Here is a 14,269-nt window from a genome sequence, read left to right as displayed (position 1 = left end):
CGCGGGTTGATGCGATTTGGAATGCACAATGCCCAACACCACACGCGCGCTCTCCGCAGCGCAGATCGAGCAATTCGTCACCGACGGCTTTGTCCGTATCGACGACGCCTTCCCGGCCGGGCTGGCCGGCGAATGTCGCCGCATCCTCTGGGCCGACACCGGTTGCGATCCCGATGACCCCGCCACCTGGACGAAGCCGGTCATCCGCCTCGGCGAGTACGCGCAGCCGCCGTTCGCCGCCGCCGCCAGTACGCCGGTCCTCCACGCCGCCTTCGACCAGTTGGTCGGTGCCGGCCGATGGTCCCCGCGCGGCGGCCTCGGCACGTTTCCGATCCGCTTTCCCTCCCCGGACGATCCGGGCGATGCCGGCTGGCATATCGACGTCAGCTTCGGGTGGGAGGAGCACCCGACCGACTTCCTGAGCTGGCGGGCCAACGTCGTGTCGACGGGTCGGGCCCTGCTGATGCTGTTCATCTTCTCCGAAGTCGGCGAGGACGACGCTCCAACCCGCATCCGCGCCGGCTCGCACCTGGATATTGCCCGACAGCTCGCCCCCGCGGGTGAAGCCGGCCTCTCCCTGCGTGAACTTGCCGCCGACAACTTCGCCGGCTCGGCGCACCGGCCCGAGACCCTGGCCATCGGCACCCCGGGCACGGTCTATCTTTGCCACCCCTTCCTGGTTCACGCCGCCCAGCCGCATCGAGGCACCAGGCCCCGGTTCATGGCCCAGCCGCCGCTGCTGCCGCGCGAGCCGCTCCGGCTCGAGCGTAGCGACGGCAGCTATTCCCCCGTCGAGCTGGCCATCCGCCTCGCCCTCGGGCGCTGAACGCGTGGTGGGCCGGCAACTATCCGGCCCACCCGTTCACGCGTCGCGGCCGGCGGGGACCGGTTTTTTGCCTCTGGCCGTCGTCCGGCGCGAAAGCGTTTCGCCCAAGATGCTGGCGGCGTTCGATCCCAGCCAATAAGTTGCCGGCTTGATTGATCGGGGGGGCGCGTTTGGTCTGGGGCATCGATCCGCTCTATTCGCTGTCGGGCCTGTTTGTCGGCCTGGTCGTCGGTCTTACCGGCGTCGGCGGCGGCTCGCTGATGACCCCGCTGCTCATCCTGCTGTTCAATGTTCATCCTGCCACCGCCGTCGGCACCGACCTGCTCTTCGCCGCCACCACCAAGACGGCCGGCACGCTGGTCCACGGCTTCAACGGCCATGTCGACTGGCGCGTCGTGGCAAGGCTCGGGGTCGGCAGCGTCTCCGCCTCGGCCGTCACGCTGCTTGTCCTCCATCAGCTCGGCGGCTCCGATCCGGGGGTCGCGCACGTCCTGGCGCTGGTGCTGGGCGGCATGCTGGTGCTCACGGCCCTGTCGCTGCTGTTCCGGCGCTGGCTGTTCCGCTTCGCCCACCGCCATCGCGAACTGCCGCCACTGTCGCAGGCCGCGATCACCGTCGCTTTCGGCGCCCTGCTCGGCGTCCTCGTCTCGGTGTCCTCGGTCGGCGCCGGTGCCATCGGCGTCACCGTGCTGATGCTGCTCTATCCGCGTCTTTCACTGGTTCGCATCGTCGCCACCGACATCGCCCACGCCGTGCCGCTGACGCTGGTCGCCGGGCTCGGCCACTGGCTGATCGGCAACGTCGAATGGAGCATGCTCGCGTCGCTCCTTGTCGGCTCCATTCCCGGCATCGTCATCGCCAGCATGTTTGCGCCGAAGGTTCCGGAAGCCGCCGTCCGCTACCTCCTCGCCGCCGTCCTCGCCATCGTCGGGCTCCGGCTGCTGGTGTCCTAGGCCTTCTCCGCCACCACCACGACGCCCTCGACTGGCAGCCGGCGGTCCATCCGCACCGTCACCCGTTCGACTTCGACGATGGCCAGGCCATGCCGCTCGCACAGCGCCAGGGTCGGCGCCACCGCATGCTGGAAGCGCAGTGAGGACATCAGCCGGGCCGGTGCGTCGCCCTCGTGCGTCTCCAGCGAGAATGCCAGCACCCCGCCCGGCGCGGTCGCACGTCCGATCGCCTGCACCGAGGCATCGAGCGCCCCGACATAGTTGAACACGTCCGCCGCAACGACGAGATCGGCCGGCGCCGGCTCGCGCTCGAGGAACTCGGCGAGGTCGGCCTTCTCGAGCCGGTCGTAGACCCGCTTGCGCTCGGCCCGCTTCAGCATGTTGGCGGAAAGGTCGACGCCCTCCAGCCGGCCGACCAGCGGTCGCAGCCGCTCGCCCATCAGGCCCGTCCCGCACCCCAGGTCGACGGCGCGCGCGAACCGGATCACGCCCCGTGCCGCCATCCAGCGGGCGACGGCGGCGGCGATGATGTCCGGGATCCGGTACCCAAGTCCATCGACCAGCGACTGCTCGAAACGCGGTGCATAGTCGTCGAACAGGGCCTCGACATAGGCCGGCTCCGGCCGGGTGTCCGCCAGGGCGCCATGGGCCGCGAGCTTCAGTCGCGCCCCGAACACGCCGCTGCGGTCGAGCCGCAGCAGCTCCAGCCACGCCCCGACCGCCCCTGCGATGTCCCCTGCCGCCTCGCGATAGCTGCCGAGCAGGCTCCAGCCCGCCACCCATTGCGGCACCACCTCGAGCGCTTGCGCCATCACCTCGGCCGCATCGGCGAAAGCACGCTCCGCCGCCAGCGCCGCGGCGTGGAACGCACGGCGATCGGCAACCAGGTCGCCGGACGAATACTGTATCTGCTGCAAAGGAAATCGGACCCCGGATGGGACGTTGCAGTACTTACCGCGCCGCGAACTGGCTGGGAAGGTGGGTAGAACGGGGATTTTCCACTTTGCCCTCGCGGCGGCGCGGCATAGACTGGGTACAGGCTGATCCGCGTCGATCCGGCCTTTTGGCGGGGCCAGCAGCCCCGATTGGATGCCTCGCCGCACCCACTCCCCGGTGCGTCAGGAAGACTTCGATGGTTCGAATTTTGGCCCGACACGCCTCTGCGTGCCGGGATACAGTTGTTTCATCGCCCATATTGATAGGCTGGTTTTTTCCGGCTACAAGTTAACGGTCGAATATTGCGGCCGACACTTCGTGCCTGGCGTCTAACGCGCCTGCTGAGGTTCATTCCAAGAATTCGATTGGCAAAGGTTCCTATTGGGGTGGGAGCCGCCACGGCAGTCTGCGAAAGGGACTATATATGGCTACCGGCACTGTGAAATGGTTCAACGGTCAGAAGGGCTACGGCTTCATCCAGCCCGACGAGGGCGGGGCCGACGTGTTCGTGCACATCTCCGCGGTTCAGCGCTCGGGACTTTCCGGCCTTGATGAGGGTCAGAAGGTCACCTACGAGATCGTCAAGGACAAGCGGACCGGAAAGAACGCCGCCGACAACCTCCAGGCGAGCTGATCGGCACCGGTTTCGAGGGAGACCGACAAGGCGCAGCCAACCTTGGCTGCGCCTTTCTCTTTTCAGAATGGCTCATAGCAGTCGTAGTTCACTTGCCGGATGATCCGGCCGTCCCTGAGCGTGAAGACCATGCAGATATGTGCAACCATCGGGTCGCCCGGCTGCATGATGCCCAGCGCAACGTTGAGTATCCCCTCCCAGCGCGTCTCGACCGTCACCTTGTCGCCGGCGCCGAAGATCGTCGCTATCGGATAGCTCTGCCGCCTCAGCACTTGCGCCCCACGCGGCAGGTCCCGCAGCAGTTCCTCGCGCCCCCGCACCTGGCCTTTCGCATAGAGCCGGTTGGGACGCTCGACCTGCTCGATTGAAGGATCGATGTACCTTCCCACAACCTCCACGTCGAAACGCTCGATAGCCGCCAGGTACGCACGAACGATCCCCACATTGCCCTCTTCTGCCATCGCGACCTCCACTAGAACGATGTTCTAATATATAGAACATCGTTCTAGTTTCGTCTATGGTGGGCGGATGCCAAACGAGCCGGATCGCCGTACACAAATCCTGGATGCCGCCCTCGCCTGTTTCCTCGATCGGGGCTACGCCGCAACATCCATTGCCGACATCAGAGCTGGCAGTGGCGCCTCCACCGGCAGCATCTACCACTTCTTTTCCAACAAGGGCGCTCTCGCCTCCGCCCTCGTCGAGCGCGCCGTCGCGGGCTGGGGGGCGGCCACGGCGGCAATCCAGCCGGGCATGCCGGCAGAAGCAGCAATCCGGGCCTCGGTGTCGGGGCTTGTCATCTGGGGCCTCGAGCGTCCGGCCGAACGCCGCTTCCTCGACGAAATGCGGTCTCTCGCGCGGCTCGATCCCACGCTCGCCGATGTCGATCAGTATTTCGCGCGAGGTGCCCTAGCGGCATCCGCCCTCTACGCCGAATACCGGGAACGAGGCGAGGTTCGGGACCTGCCCTGGCCCGTCGCCCACGCCCTCATGCTGGGCCCCGCCTACGACTTTCTCCGCCACGCAGACCCCGCCGAGGCCCCGGCACAGGCAGCCGCCCTCCTCGCCGATGCCGCATGGGACGCTGTGCGCCTGCAGGGCACTTGACGCCATCGCGTTCCGTGGCGATATGCACCGTTCGTGAACGACACCTGCGTGCGGCTTGACCGAAGCGCACACTGCAGGCAGTCTAATCTTGCGCTCCCCCCCAAGTCAGTCTGCCGGTCAGCCGAACGACTTTGGCAGGGGGAGCCTTTCTTTGTATGGAGACGGCAATGGACAAGATTCCGATGACACCCAGCGGTCACAAGACGCTGTCGGAGGAATATCGCCGCCGCACCGCTGAAGATCGGCCCAAGATCATCGCGGACATTTCGGAGGCGCGCGCCCACGGCGACCTTTCGGAGAACGCCGAGTACCACGCTGCCAAGGAGCAGCAGAGCCTCAACGAGGGGCGCATCAAGGAACTCGAGTCGCTGCTCGCGCTCGCCGAGATCATCGACGTCAGCAAGATCAGCGGCCCGACCATCAAGTTCGGCGCCACGGTCAAACTCATAGACGAGGACACCGAGGCCGAGAAGTCCTACCAGATCGTCGGCGACGCCGAGGCTGACCTGAGCAAGGGCCGCATCTCGATCTCGTCCCCGATCGCGCGTGCCATGATCGGCAAGGAGAAGGGCGATTCGGTCGAGGTCGCCGCGCCCGGCGGCGCGAAAACCTACGAAATCCTCGACGTCAAGTTCGTCTGACCCTCGCGCGGGCCCTGCGCCCGCGTGAAACTGTGGACTTTTCCGCCGCGCCATGCGCTCCATCGTCGCCCGGCATGGCTGCGGCCTTGAAAGCCGCGCGCCGAACCACCTATTTTGGTTCGGGCGTGGCCTTTCACGCACGTAGGTCAGGACTGCGTCAGTCCAAGCGTAATGGAGCGTAAGGTGCACGCCAAAGTCGTCATCATCGGATCTGGCCCGGCCGGCTACACGGCCGCCATCTATGCGGCGCGCGCCATGCTCGAGCCGGTCATGATCGCGGGCATCCAGCCCGGCGGCCAGCTCACCATCACCACCGATGTCGAGAACTATCCCGGCTTCGCCGACGTCATCCAGGGCCCCTGGCTCATGGAGCAGATGAAGGCGCAGGCCGAGCACGTCGGCACGAAGATGATCAACGACATCATCGTCGAGGTCGATCTCGACCGCCGGCCGTTCGTGCTGAAGGGCGACAGCGGCACCACCTACACCGCCGACGCGGTGATCATCGCCACCGGCGCCCAGGCCCGCTGGCTCGGGCTGGAGTCCGAGGAGAAGTTCCAGGGTTTTGGCGTCTCCGCCTGCGCCACCTGCGACGGCTTCTTCTACCGCGGCAAGGAAGTGGTCGTGGTCGGCGGCGGCAACACCGCGGTCGAGGAAGCGCTGTTCCTCACCAACTTCGCCTCCAAGGTCACGGTCGTCCATCGCCGCGGCGAGTTCCGCGCCGAGCGCATCCTGCAGGAGCGCCTGTTCAAGAACCCCAAGGTCGAGGTGATCTGGAACGCCGAGATCGAGGAAGTCTACGGCGAGACCATGCCGCGCTCGGTCCGGGGCGTGAAGATCCGCGACACCAAGACCGGCAAGGTCACCGAGAAGGACGTCGACGGCGTGTTCATCGCCATCGGCCACCAGCCGGCGACCTCGATCTTCTCGGGCAAGCTCGACATGAAGCCGGGCGGCTACCTCAAGGTCGTGCCGGGCGGCACGGCGACCAACGTGGCCGGCGTCTTTGCCGCTGGCGACGTGACCGACGATGTCTACCGCCAGGCCGTAACCGCCGCGGGCATGGGCTGCATGGCGGCCCTCGATGCCGAGGAATATCTCGCCTCGCTCGAGCTCGCGGAAGCTGCGGAATAGCCGATGCTGGATTGGGACAAGCTCCGCATCTTCCACACCGCCGCTGAATCAGGGTCCTTCACTCACGCCGCCGAGCGGCTGAACATGAGCCAGTCTGCCGTGTCGCGGCAGATCTCGGCGCTCGAGGACGACCTCGGGCTTAAGCTCTTCATCCGCCATGCGCGCGGCCTCGTGCTTACCGAGGTCGGTGAGCAGCTGTTCCGCACCGCGCACCGTATGAACTGGGAACTGCAGCAGGTCGAGACCCAGATGTCCGAGAGCCAGGAGGTGCCGACCGGCCCCCTGCTCGTCACCACCACCGTGGGCATCGGCTCGACCTGGCTCAGCTCGCGCATCCACGAGTTCCTGATCCTGTATCCGGAAATCCAGATTGAGATTAAGCTCAACGACGCCGAGCTCGATCTCGCCATGCGCGAGGCCGACGTCGCCATCCGACTGCACCGCCCGAACCAGTCGGAGATGATCCAGCGCAAGCTGTTCACCGTGCACAACCACTTCTATGCCTCGCGCGATTACGTCGCCGAGTTCGGCGAGCCCAGGGCGGTCGAGGATCTCGACAGCCACCGCATCATCTCGTTCGGCGAGCCGGTTCCGTCCTACCTGGGCGACATCAACTACCTCGAGCGCCTCGGCCGCCCCGACTCGTCGCCGCGCCGCGCCGCCATGAAGGTCAACGCCATCTACGGCATGATGCAGGCCGCCCGCGCCGGCATCGGCATCGCCATGCTCCCCGACTACGTCACCGAGGGCGAGGACAATCTGGTGCGGGTGCTCGAGGGCATCGAGCTGCCGGCCTACGAGGCCTATTTCGTTTATCCGCCTGCGCTGAAGAACTCGAAGCGGGTCGGCGTGTTCCGTGACTTCCTCGTTGGCAAGGCAAGGGAATGGTCGTTCTAGGTCGAGCGTGGGCGCTCGCGCTCCTGCCGCTGTTGCTGCTCCCTGCCCCGGCTTCGGCCGACTCCATGACCTCGGTGCAGTTCGGTGTGCTGTTCTGCATCGGCCGGCTCTCCGGCGACATGGCGCCGGTGCTCGCAGTGATGACGCCCGAGTTGCAGGCGCTGGTCGAAAAGGCCGATCCGGCGACGATCCGCTGGCAGGGCAAGCCGGACTACGCCAGTACGTGCGAACCCGTCGGCGCCTCAGGCACCTATGACGCGCCGCAGGTCATCCTCTCCTACCGCTACCGCGAAGCCGACAAGCCCGGTTTCTCCGACCGGCTGGTGATGCGTTTCGTCGATGGCCTGCTGCGGCTCGACGACATCCTGTTCGCCGACGGCAAGTCGATGCGCGACAGCCTCGCGGCGCAGAACTAGCTAGAGCTTTTCACGCCCCCGCACGGACGCCCGCCTCGGGCTGGGTCTCGCGTCGTCGATTACTGCGGCTCTGTAGCCAGGGCGGCAATCCTGCTCATGTTGGCGGCGACGTGCCGCTGGTTCGGCACGCGATCGGCAGTTCGGTTCCGAATGGGAAATGGCACATCTGGCAGCGGCAGCCCGAGCAGACCACACAGCTCGCTCCAGCCATCGCCGTTTTCGAAGCAGAGAACGCGGAAGCGGCTGCTCAGACCAAGCCGTTCGGCGAGGTCGGCGACATTCCGGTTGTGGGCATTGTAACGCTCGAGAAAGTGAGACGCGTCCTGCTGCGGATAGTCGAGTCCATAGCAGAGGGCCCTGATCTTGGCGTTCTTCGGGCTGCTGAGAAGCGCATGTCGTTCGAGGCTTGCCAACCAGGTCTCAGGCGACTTGCGCACCGTGAGAACGTAGTAGGCGTCCGTCCCATAGCGTTGCATCAGTCGTTCGAACATGGCCGGATAGGGCCAGTCCTCGAATGCGGTATTGCGCCAAAGCACTCGGTCGATGCGATCGAAACGCCCGGCAAAGTAGTCTTTCGTCAATCGACGATCGTACATTGCATGATGAAACCCGAGGATTTCCAGCGCCGCTCCCAAGCTCGAAGTACCGGTCTTGCTGAGTCCGAGGCCGAACACCTTCGGCCGGGCTTCTCTGGACAAGAACTGATAGAGGGGTCGCATGCGCTGATTGTCCTTGGGCGCAGTGGATCGGCCTGCCAAGACGACTACTGCATCGTCGTCGGCAGCGTCTATCCCCCATCGGTTCGGAAGGTCCCGGGCTGTCTCTCTGGCCAGTCTTCAGCAGAAATGCCTACAGCCGCTTCACCAGCCGGAAGATGATCTGTCGGCGGATGCGGAAGCCGAGCCTCTCGTAGATCGACTTGGCGCCGGCGTTCTCCCGCTTGACGTGCAGGAACGGGGTTCGCCCCTCCCGGGCGATCTGTGCCGCCACGAATGACACCAGCGTCGCCGCCAGCCCCCTGCCCCGGAACTCCGGCCACGTGCATACCGCGCTGACCTCGGTCAGTCCGTCCATCCGCATGCGCTCGCCTGCCATCGCCATCAGCCGCCCGTCCGGCGACTTGAGCCCGTAGTAGCGTCCCATGCCGATCGTGCCCGCGCGAAACGGCCCCGGCTCGGTCGCCATCGCCAGTTCCACCATGGCCGGCACGTCCGGAAGTTCGAGTCGTGCCGGCACCACGTCGGGAGCCCCCGGCGGTGCCTCGCACACCATCTGGTCGCACACGATCTCGCCCAGTTGCGCCCACCCCTCCGGAACGTCGTAGGCGCTGCCGGTCACCAGCCCCACGACATCATCCTTCGGCACCAGCGCCTTCAGCGCCTCGAACCCCCCGGCCGTGTATCGCTCGAGCCCGGCGATCGGCGACATGGCAGCGGGATAGCGCGCCGCCCGGCCATTCCGTTCCGCGATCTGGCGGTGCCCGTCGATCAGCGCGTTCCAGGCAGGATTGTCGAGGGCGGACAGATTGGTCATGGGCGACTCCGATGCCGGGCCCCGCATCTAGCACTGCCCGCGGCGCCCCCCAAGAGCACCAACGGTACGGAAATGTCCGCACGTTCATCGCCAATTCAGCGCCCTGACGCTAGCTCGACATCATCCAATTCGGGGCAAACGATGCGACCGGTCATCACCACCATCCTCTTTTTGACGCTCTGCCTGCCGGCTGCCGCCCAGCCCGTCACGCTGACGCCGCAGCAGGTCGGCCAGATCTTCTGCATCGCCCGCCTCGGCAACGACATGGCGCCCGTCGGCGGCCTGCTGACCGCCGATCTTGCAGCAACGATCTCTGCTGCCGAAGCCCGGAACGAGGAAGTCCGGCGGGGTCACCCGGACGAGAAGCCGCCGCTCGGCGACGGCATCCCCTGGCAGGCCTTTCCCGACTATGCCGACCAGTGCGAGGCCGGCAAGGTCACCTTCATGATGGACGAGGCGCGCGTCGCCCTCGACTATGCCTTCACCACCTATCCGGACGCCGGCTTCACCGACACCCTGTCGCTCCGGCTCGTCGAAGATCCTCTCGGCACCAGGGTCTGGCGCATCGACGATATCGCCTACGCCAACGGCGGCAACCTGCGCGCTGCGCTGGCCTCGGCTTTCCTCGACTGATCACGCCGGCGCGAGCCTGGCGGCGGCCTCTTGACGGCCCCCGCCCAAAGGCGCATTCCCGCCGTGCTGCGGGCGTTTGCGCTCCGGCTTTCAACAGGAACTGAAAATGAACCCCGACAGTCGAAGTCGATCTTCGATCTTGCCGGCGCACTAGCCCGAACCGGGTCCGGCGCGCTGGCGCGGCGACCGCTTGGAGCCCCGTTATGCTGCGTGCCTATATCCGCGAGGACAACCGTCTCGCCCCCACCGACTTCGATCCGACCGCCGCAACTCCGATCGGCAGTGCCGTCTGGTACAGCCTGATCGACCCGACGCGCGAGGAGGACAAGTTCGTCGAGTCCTGTCTCGGCATCGACATCCCGACCCGCCGCGAGATGCAGGACATCGAGCCTTCGGCCCGCCTCTACAGCGAGGCCGGCGCAGAGTTCATGACCATCACCGCGCTGATCGAGGACGAGTCCGGCCAGGTGGTGAAGAGCCCCATCACCTTCGTTCTGCGCAACGACCAGTTGGTCACGGTGCGCTACGCCGATCCCAAGCCCTTCCGCCTCTACGAGCGCCTCGTCTCCCGCCCCACCACCGGCGAGATCGGCGGCGAGCGCGTCATGATCGGACTGCTCGAGTCGTTCATCGACCGGCTGGCCCAGTTGCTCGAGAACACTGGCGACGGCATCGACCAGATTTCCCGCGAGGTGTTCGGCAACAAGTCGACCAAGCCGACCCGCAAGACGCGCGACCTGCAGTCGCTCATCGAACAGATCGGCAAGAAGGGCGATGTCCTCACCCTCGCCCGCGAGAGTCTCGTCTCGATCAGCCGCCTCGTCAGCTATCACCAGAGCGCCGGCAGCGAAGATCAGCGCGCCGTCCGCGAGCGCAAGCAGGAACTCAAGGTCCTGCAGCGCGACGCGGCGGCACTCAGCGACCACGCCACCTTCCTGTCGGACAAGATCACCTTCCTGCTCGATGCGACTCTGGGCCTCATCAACCTCGAGCAGAACCAGATCATCAAGATCTTCTCGGTGGCCGCCGTGGTCTTCCTGCCCCCCACCCTGGTGGCATCGGTGTACGGCATGAACTTCCACATCATGCCCGAACTCGACTGGCCGTTCGGCTATCCGTTCGCGCTGGGACTCATGATCCTGTCGGCGCTCGTGCCCTTTCTCTACTTCAAGCGCAGCGGCTGGCTCTGAGGCCGTGGATTCGGCCTCCGGCCACTGACAAAAAACTGTCATATCAGGACCTTGACCCCCTTAACGACCCGCATGTGCGACGCCATGGCGCACGCCGGCGCCGGCAATACACGAGCAAACTCATCGACTTAATAGGTATGCGATAATCGCATACCTCGCATGCCCGCCTTAACCTTGATAGGTCAGCATCACGGCCATATATCCCGCTCCGACAGCAGCTGAGCGCTTCTCCCTCCTCCTCCTAGCGCTCGTTGTTTGTTCCTCCTTGCAGTCAGCAATGACTGCAACTCGGCCCCGCTCTCCCCTCGAGCGGGGCCTTATTTTTTTTCCGCGCGACCACCGGGGCCGGATTGTGACGTTTACGTCATGTCAGCACAGCTGACCTATCCCTGCGCAGACTGCATAGCTGGCATGTAGCATTGCGGATTGTGGACCAAACGGTCAAAGTGCATATTGTGAGTGTCGATGTGAGCCGCACCGTATCCTCCTCCCTCGGTCCTGCTCTGCGACACCCGGTTTGAAGTCGTATCCTCCTCCCTCGACTTCGAACCACTGGCAAATGGCGTTTCCTCCTCCCTCGTCCATTTGCCACCACTTTCGATTTGGACTGCGGTCCTTTTCATCAGGCTCCATCTTCGGATGGAGCCTCTTTTTTTGCTTCGCGCGAAGTGCGGGCGCCCTCCCCCGACGCCACGCCAGCCGCATGCGAGGTCCCCGGTGAGGGGATGGTGCATCGACCCGCACCGTTCCTGCACGCCGCTGCCGTCCGTTCCGCGTCTCGCGTCAGGCGATGCCGCCTGGCGCAGGCGTCCGCGTCTGCTGCATGGCTGCCGTTCCGAGGCAGCGTTTGATCCGGCTCCGCCGTGCGCCGATACTGCTGGGCAACGGGATTGCAGCCGCCCTCCTCCCTGGCTGCGTTCTCATGGGTCGTCCGCTTCGGTGGCCGACCTTTGAAGGCTCCGCTCATCCCCTCGAGCGGAGCCTTTTTCTTTGCCCGGCACGACCAGCCCGGCAGAACCTGCCCACCGGCGATCTTCTCCACGGCATTGCCCAGCATTTCCGGGCGTTTCCGCTGGCATGCGGCGTGCATCTCCATGCCCGTACCCGGAGGCACCCATGACCAGCGTCGGCACCGTCGGCCCATCCCTGAGCTACGCCCAGATCCTCGCCAACGCGCACAAGACGAGCACCTCTTCCGGCTCCGCCTCATCCGGCAAGACAGGCGCCGGCAGCTCCGCTGACACCGTCACCCTCTCCGATGCCGCCAGGGCCGCGCTCGCCGAGAAGGACTTCGCCACCATCACCACCGACGCCCGCGCCACCCTGGATGCGCTGCTGGCCGCTGCGCAGGTCACGAGCCCGCTCAAGGACGGCGCCCTCGCCGTCGACCTCGGCAAGGTCGATCGCCGCGAGCTCTACGCCATGAGCATCAACTCGAACCAGAAGTTCACCGTCGACGAGCAGAAGGCCGCCGCCATCGAGCTGCAGAATCGCTTCGACCACGCGCTGGCCGGCCCCACCGCCGTCGGCCGCGTCACCGGCAGCATCAAGGGCCTCTACACCGCCGCGCTGGCCTATTTCGACGGCATGGGCCCCGAGGAAAAAGCCACCGCCGCCTATGCCGACCAGCGCGCCGCCCTCGAGCAGATGCTCAACAAGATCGAGGCCGATCCCGGCACCCTCCCCGGCGCCGTCGCCAACGACCCTATCGACGCCTACATGCAGCGCCTGGCCGCCGGCGAGACCGGTGGCCTCCGGGACATCGGCTCGGTCGCTGCCGACGCCCGCGCCACGCTCGACGCGCTGTACAGGTCGAGCGGCGGCACCAGGCCGGACTACAGCGATTTCGACAGCCGCTCGATCGCCGCCGTCGCCCTCAATTCGGGCGGGCGGTTCAGCGCGGCCGAATCCCGCGCCGCCAGCGCCGAGATGCGGTCGCGCTCCGCATCCGCCCTGCTGCAAGGCCTGAAATCCGCCGGCTCGTCGACCGATCCCGGCGCCTTCGCCCAGAACGTCATCTCCCTCTACGGCGCCATGAGTCCGGAGGAACGTGCCGCCGCCGGCTGGTCCGACAACCTCTACGCTGCCGCCGTCGCCAGCTACCAGAGCGCCAGCAAGCTCGGCTCCCTCCTCGGCGCCGCCACCGGGAGCGCCATCTGGAGCGGCAGTGCCTCGGGCAGCGCCGACACCGGCTCGTTCAGCCTGATGGACTACCTGTAGATGTCGGCGGCTCGCGTCGGTCAGCGCCGGCGATCAATCGAGGGGCTGAAGCGCCACCGGCCCCCTGCAAGCCCATCCCGCGCCTCGTGCGTTTCCCGGTAGAATTGGGCCGCAGTCATCGCTGCTTCGGCCCCCTCTGGCTGTCGGAACGGGGCATCGATTCAAGCAGACAGGTCGGCATCCCGCCAGGCTCTCTGGCTAGACAGAGCCCCGCCATCACGTCCCTTCGGCCAGCACATCGAGCGCGGCGTTCAGGGCCGCGAGCCGCCCAGCCCCGATGCGGTCGGCGTAGCGTGCCTCGATTTCCAGCTTCACCTCGTTGCCGTCGGCGATGGCCTGCTTTCCCCTGGGCAACAGCCGCACGATCCTGCCGCGCCCATCGGTCGGGTCGGGAATGCGCTCGACGATGCCCTCGGCCACCAGTTCGTCCACCAGTTGCTGCACGGCCTGCTTGGAAATCCCCATCGCGGACGGCAGCGCCGATTGCGACATTCCGCCCGGTCGCAGGTGCCCGACCACCGCCCCGCGCGCCTCCGCCATCCAGCCATGGCCGCGTGCCGCCATCGCCGTGTCGAACTCGGTCTTCCACTGCCGCGCCAGGCGCCAGAGCCGCCACCCGACGTGGTCGATCAGCGGCGGCATCGCATTATCGTCAAGCGTCTTGACCATATCACTCATCCAGTATAGTCAAGTTACTTGACGATACCCCTTTGCGGCGCTCGCCGCAAGGCAACACAAGGACCACACCATGCCCCTGATCGACAACACCAATCCACCCCGCTTCGATATCCCCGGCACCTCGTTCACCGGTCTTGCCGCCCCCAGCCGGGGCACACGCGAGAACGCTATGTGGCGCACCGTGGTCGCGCCGGGCACCATCGGCGCACCGCATCACCTGACGCGCGAGGAGATCGTCCTCGCCGTCAAGGGCCACGGCGCCATCCATGTCGACGGCGTCCGCCACCCGCTGGCGTCCGACGACGTCTTCGCGGTACCGGCCTTTTCCGAGATCCGGCTGGAATGCGCGGGCGACACGCCCTTCGAGGCCATCGTCGTGCTGCCGGCCGGCGCCCACGCCGTCGTCGCCGGCAAGCCGTCGTTCCAGCCCCCCTGGAGCGTCTAGCCGGTCGCTGGCGCCGGACCAGGCGC

The 14,269-nt window shown here is 66.2% G+C and carries 17 protein-coding genes; 12 read left to right on the top strand and 5 right to left on the bottom strand.

Going from position 1 to position 14,269, the window contains the following annotated elements; translation table 11 throughout:
- Positions 1 to 28: 28 nt before the first annotated feature.
- Positions 29 to 826: a phytanoyl-CoA dioxygenase gene (locus J0I99_RS12005; RefSeq protein WP_291397846.1), complete on the top strand. Its 798-nt coding sequence runs from the start codon at positions 29 to 31 to the stop codon at positions 824 to 826.
- A 170-nt stretch (positions 827 to 996) separates the two neighbouring features.
- Positions 997 to 1,779 (top strand): sulfite exporter TauE/SafE family protein, encoded by a 783-nt coding sequence (locus J0I99_RS12000; protein ID WP_291397844.1) that lies wholly within the window; start codon positions 997 to 999, stop codon positions 1,777 to 1,779.
- Here J0I99_RS12000 and J0I99_RS11995 read toward each other — a convergent pair.
- Positions 1,776 to 2,696, bottom strand: coding sequence for a methyltransferase (locus J0I99_RS11995; RefSeq protein ID WP_291397842.1), 921 nt, complete (start codon positions 2,694 to 2,696; stop codon positions 1,776 to 1,778). The two genes, J0I99_RS12000 and J0I99_RS11995, sit on opposite strands and share 4 nt — an antisense overlap.
- Before the next feature lie 443 nt (positions 2,697 to 3,139).
- Between J0I99_RS11995 and J0I99_RS11990 the strand changes: the two genes are divergently transcribed.
- Positions 3,140 to 3,349, top strand: a complete 210-nt coding sequence (locus J0I99_RS11990; RefSeq protein WP_055045318.1) for a cold-shock protein — start codon at positions 3,140 to 3,142, stop codon at positions 3,347 to 3,349.
- 62 nt (positions 3,350 to 3,411) lie between these two features.
- Here J0I99_RS11990 and J0I99_RS11985 read toward each other — a convergent pair whose 3' ends face one another.
- A complete protein-coding gene (locus J0I99_RS11985; RefSeq protein WP_291397841.1) occupies positions 3,412 to 3,810 on the bottom strand; it encodes a nuclear transport factor 2 family protein in 399 nt (132 codons plus the stop codon).
- 67 nt (positions 3,811 to 3,877) lie between these two features.
- Between J0I99_RS11985 and J0I99_RS11980 the strand changes: the two genes are divergently transcribed.
- The 5 genes from J0I99_RS11980 (at position 3,878) to J0I99_RS11960 (ending at position 7,544) form a co-directional block, all read left to right on the top strand.
- A complete protein-coding gene (locus J0I99_RS11980) occupies positions 3,878 to 4,456 on the top strand; it encodes a TetR/AcrR family transcriptional regulator (RefSeq protein WP_291397839.1) in 579 nt (192 codons plus the stop codon).
- A 167-nt stretch (positions 4,457 to 4,623) separates the two neighbouring features.
- Entirely contained in the window at positions 4,624 to 5,097 is a 474-nt protein-coding gene (greA, locus tag J0I99_RS11975; RefSeq protein WP_291397837.1) for a transcription elongation factor GreA, read from the top strand.
- Positions 5,098 to 5,268: 171 nt separating this feature from the next.
- A complete protein-coding gene (gene trxB, locus J0I99_RS11970; protein ID WP_291390681.1) occupies positions 5,269 to 6,231 on the top strand; it encodes a thioredoxin-disulfide reductase in 963 nt (320 codons plus the stop codon).
- A 3-nt stretch (positions 6,232 to 6,234) separates the two neighbouring features.
- The gene (locus J0I99_RS11965) at positions 6,235 to 7,128 is read left to right on the top strand and encodes a LysR family transcriptional regulator (RefSeq protein ID WP_291390680.1); all 894 of its coding nucleotides are present in this window, start codon (positions 6,235 to 6,237) and stop codon (positions 7,126 to 7,128) included.
- Complete coding sequence (locus J0I99_RS11960; protein ID WP_291397835.1) at positions 7,116 to 7,544, top strand: hypothetical protein; 429 nt, start codon at positions 7,116 to 7,118, stop codon at positions 7,542 to 7,544. The genes J0I99_RS11965 and J0I99_RS11960 overlap by 13 nt, the downstream gene beginning before the upstream one ends.
- Before the next feature lie 59 nt (positions 7,545 to 7,603).
- Here the strand turns inward: J0I99_RS11960 and J0I99_RS11955 are convergent, their stop codons facing one another.
- Positions 7,604 to 8,263 (bottom strand): sulfotransferase, encoded by a 660-nt coding sequence (locus J0I99_RS11955; RefSeq protein WP_291397832.1) that lies wholly within the window; start codon positions 8,261 to 8,263, stop codon positions 7,604 to 7,606.
- A gap of 130 nt (positions 8,264 to 8,393) precedes the next feature.
- Entirely contained in the window at positions 8,394 to 9,077 is a 684-nt protein-coding gene (locus tag J0I99_RS11950; protein ID WP_291397831.1) for a GNAT family N-acetyltransferase, read from the bottom strand.
- 141 nt (positions 9,078 to 9,218) lie between these two features.
- Here J0I99_RS11950 and J0I99_RS11945 point away from each other — a divergent pair, with 141 nt between their 5' ends.
- From J0I99_RS11945 to J0I99_RS11935, 3 genes are all read left to right on the top strand, one after another.
- Positions 9,219 to 9,710, top strand: a complete 492-nt coding sequence (locus J0I99_RS11945) for a hypothetical protein (protein WP_291397829.1) — start codon at positions 9,219 to 9,221, stop codon at positions 9,708 to 9,710.
- A 203-nt stretch (positions 9,711 to 9,913) separates the two neighbouring features.
- Positions 9,914 to 10,900 carry a magnesium/cobalt transporter CorA gene (gene corA, locus J0I99_RS11940; RefSeq protein WP_291397827.1) on the top strand — a complete coding sequence of 329 codons (987 nt, stop codon included), beginning with the start codon at positions 9,914 to 9,916 and terminating at the stop codon, positions 10,898 to 10,900.
- A gap of 1,116 nt (positions 10,901 to 12,016) precedes the next feature.
- On the top strand, positions 12,017 to 13,120 hold the full coding sequence (locus J0I99_RS11935; RefSeq protein WP_291397825.1) for a hypothetical protein: 1,104 nt from the start codon (positions 12,017 to 12,019) through the stop codon (positions 13,118 to 13,120).
- Between the two features lie 216 nt (positions 13,121 to 13,336).
- Here the strand turns inward: J0I99_RS11935 and J0I99_RS11930 are convergent, their stop codons facing one another.
- Entirely contained in the window at positions 13,337 to 13,789 is a 453-nt protein-coding gene (locus tag J0I99_RS11930; protein WP_291397823.1) for a MarR family transcriptional regulator, read from the bottom strand.
- A gap of 79 nt (positions 13,790 to 13,868) precedes the next feature.
- Here J0I99_RS11930 and J0I99_RS11925 point away from each other — a divergent pair, with 79 nt between their 5' ends.
- Positions 13,869 to 14,243, top strand: a complete 375-nt coding sequence (locus J0I99_RS11925; protein ID WP_291397821.1) for a cupin domain-containing protein — start codon at positions 13,869 to 13,871, stop codon at positions 14,241 to 14,243.
- Positions 14,244 to 14,269 lie beyond the last annotated feature (26 nt).

The sequence above is a fragment of the Devosia sp. genome, assembly GCF_017307495.1.
In the GTDB taxonomy this organism is placed as follows: Bacteria; Pseudomonadota; Alphaproteobacteria; order Rhizobiales; family Devosiaceae; genus Devosia_A.
The sequence above is the reverse complement of the archived record's forward strand: the minus strand, read 5'-3'. Positions and strand labels throughout refer to the sequence as shown.

Bases quoted from the DNA above. Each gene is read 5' to 3' on its own strand.
- J0I99_RS11985 (WP_291397841.1), bottom strand. From the start codon at position 3,810: ATGGCAGAAGAGGGCAATGTGGGGATCGTTCGTGCGTACCTGGCGGCT.
- corA (WP_291397827.1), top strand. From the start codon at position 9,914: ATGCTGCGTGCCTATATCCGCGAGGACAACCGTCTCGCCCCCACCGAC.
- J0I99_RS11930 (WP_291397823.1), bottom strand. From the start codon at position 13,789: ATGGTCAAGACGCTTGACGATAATGCGATGCCGCCGCTGATCGACCAC.
- greA (WP_291397837.1), top strand. From the start codon at position 4,624: ATGGACAAGATTCCGATGACACCCAGCGGTCACAAGACGCTGTCGGAG.
- J0I99_RS11960 (WP_291397835.1), top strand. From the start codon at position 7,116: ATGGTCGTTCTAGGTCGAGCGTGGGCGCTCGCGCTCCTGCCGCTGTTG.
- J0I99_RS11990 (WP_055045318.1), top strand. From the start codon at position 3,140: ATGGCTACCGGCACTGTGAAATGGTTCAACGGTCAGAAGGGCTACGGC.
- J0I99_RS12005 (WP_291397846.1), top strand. From the start codon at position 29: ATGCCCAACACCACACGCGCGCTCTCCGCAGCGCAGATCGAGCAATTC.
- J0I99_RS11965 (WP_291390680.1), top strand. From the start codon at position 6,235: ATGCTGGATTGGGACAAGCTCCGCATCTTCCACACCGCCGCTGAATCA.
- J0I99_RS11925 (WP_291397821.1), top strand. From the start codon at position 13,869: ATGCCCCTGATCGACAACACCAATCCACCCCGCTTCGATATCCCCGGC.
- trxB (WP_291390681.1), top strand. From the start codon at position 5,269: ATGGAGCGTAAGGTGCACGCCAAAGTCGTCATCATCGGATCTGGCCCG.
- J0I99_RS11955 (WP_291397832.1), bottom strand. From the start codon at position 8,263: ATGCGACCCCTCTATCAGTTCTTGTCCAGAGAAGCCCGGCCGAAGGTG.
- J0I99_RS11950 (WP_291397831.1), bottom strand. From the start codon at position 9,077: ATGACCAATCTGTCCGCCCTCGACAATCCTGCCTGGAACGCGCTGATC.
- J0I99_RS11935 (WP_291397825.1), top strand. From the start codon at position 12,017: ATGACCAGCGTCGGCACCGTCGGCCCATCCCTGAGCTACGCCCAGATC.
- J0I99_RS11945 (WP_291397829.1), top strand. From the start codon at position 9,219: ATGCGACCGGTCATCACCACCATCCTCTTTTTGACGCTCTGCCTGCCG.
- J0I99_RS11980 (WP_291397839.1), top strand. From the start codon at position 3,878: ATGCCAAACGAGCCGGATCGCCGTACACAAATCCTGGATGCCGCCCTC.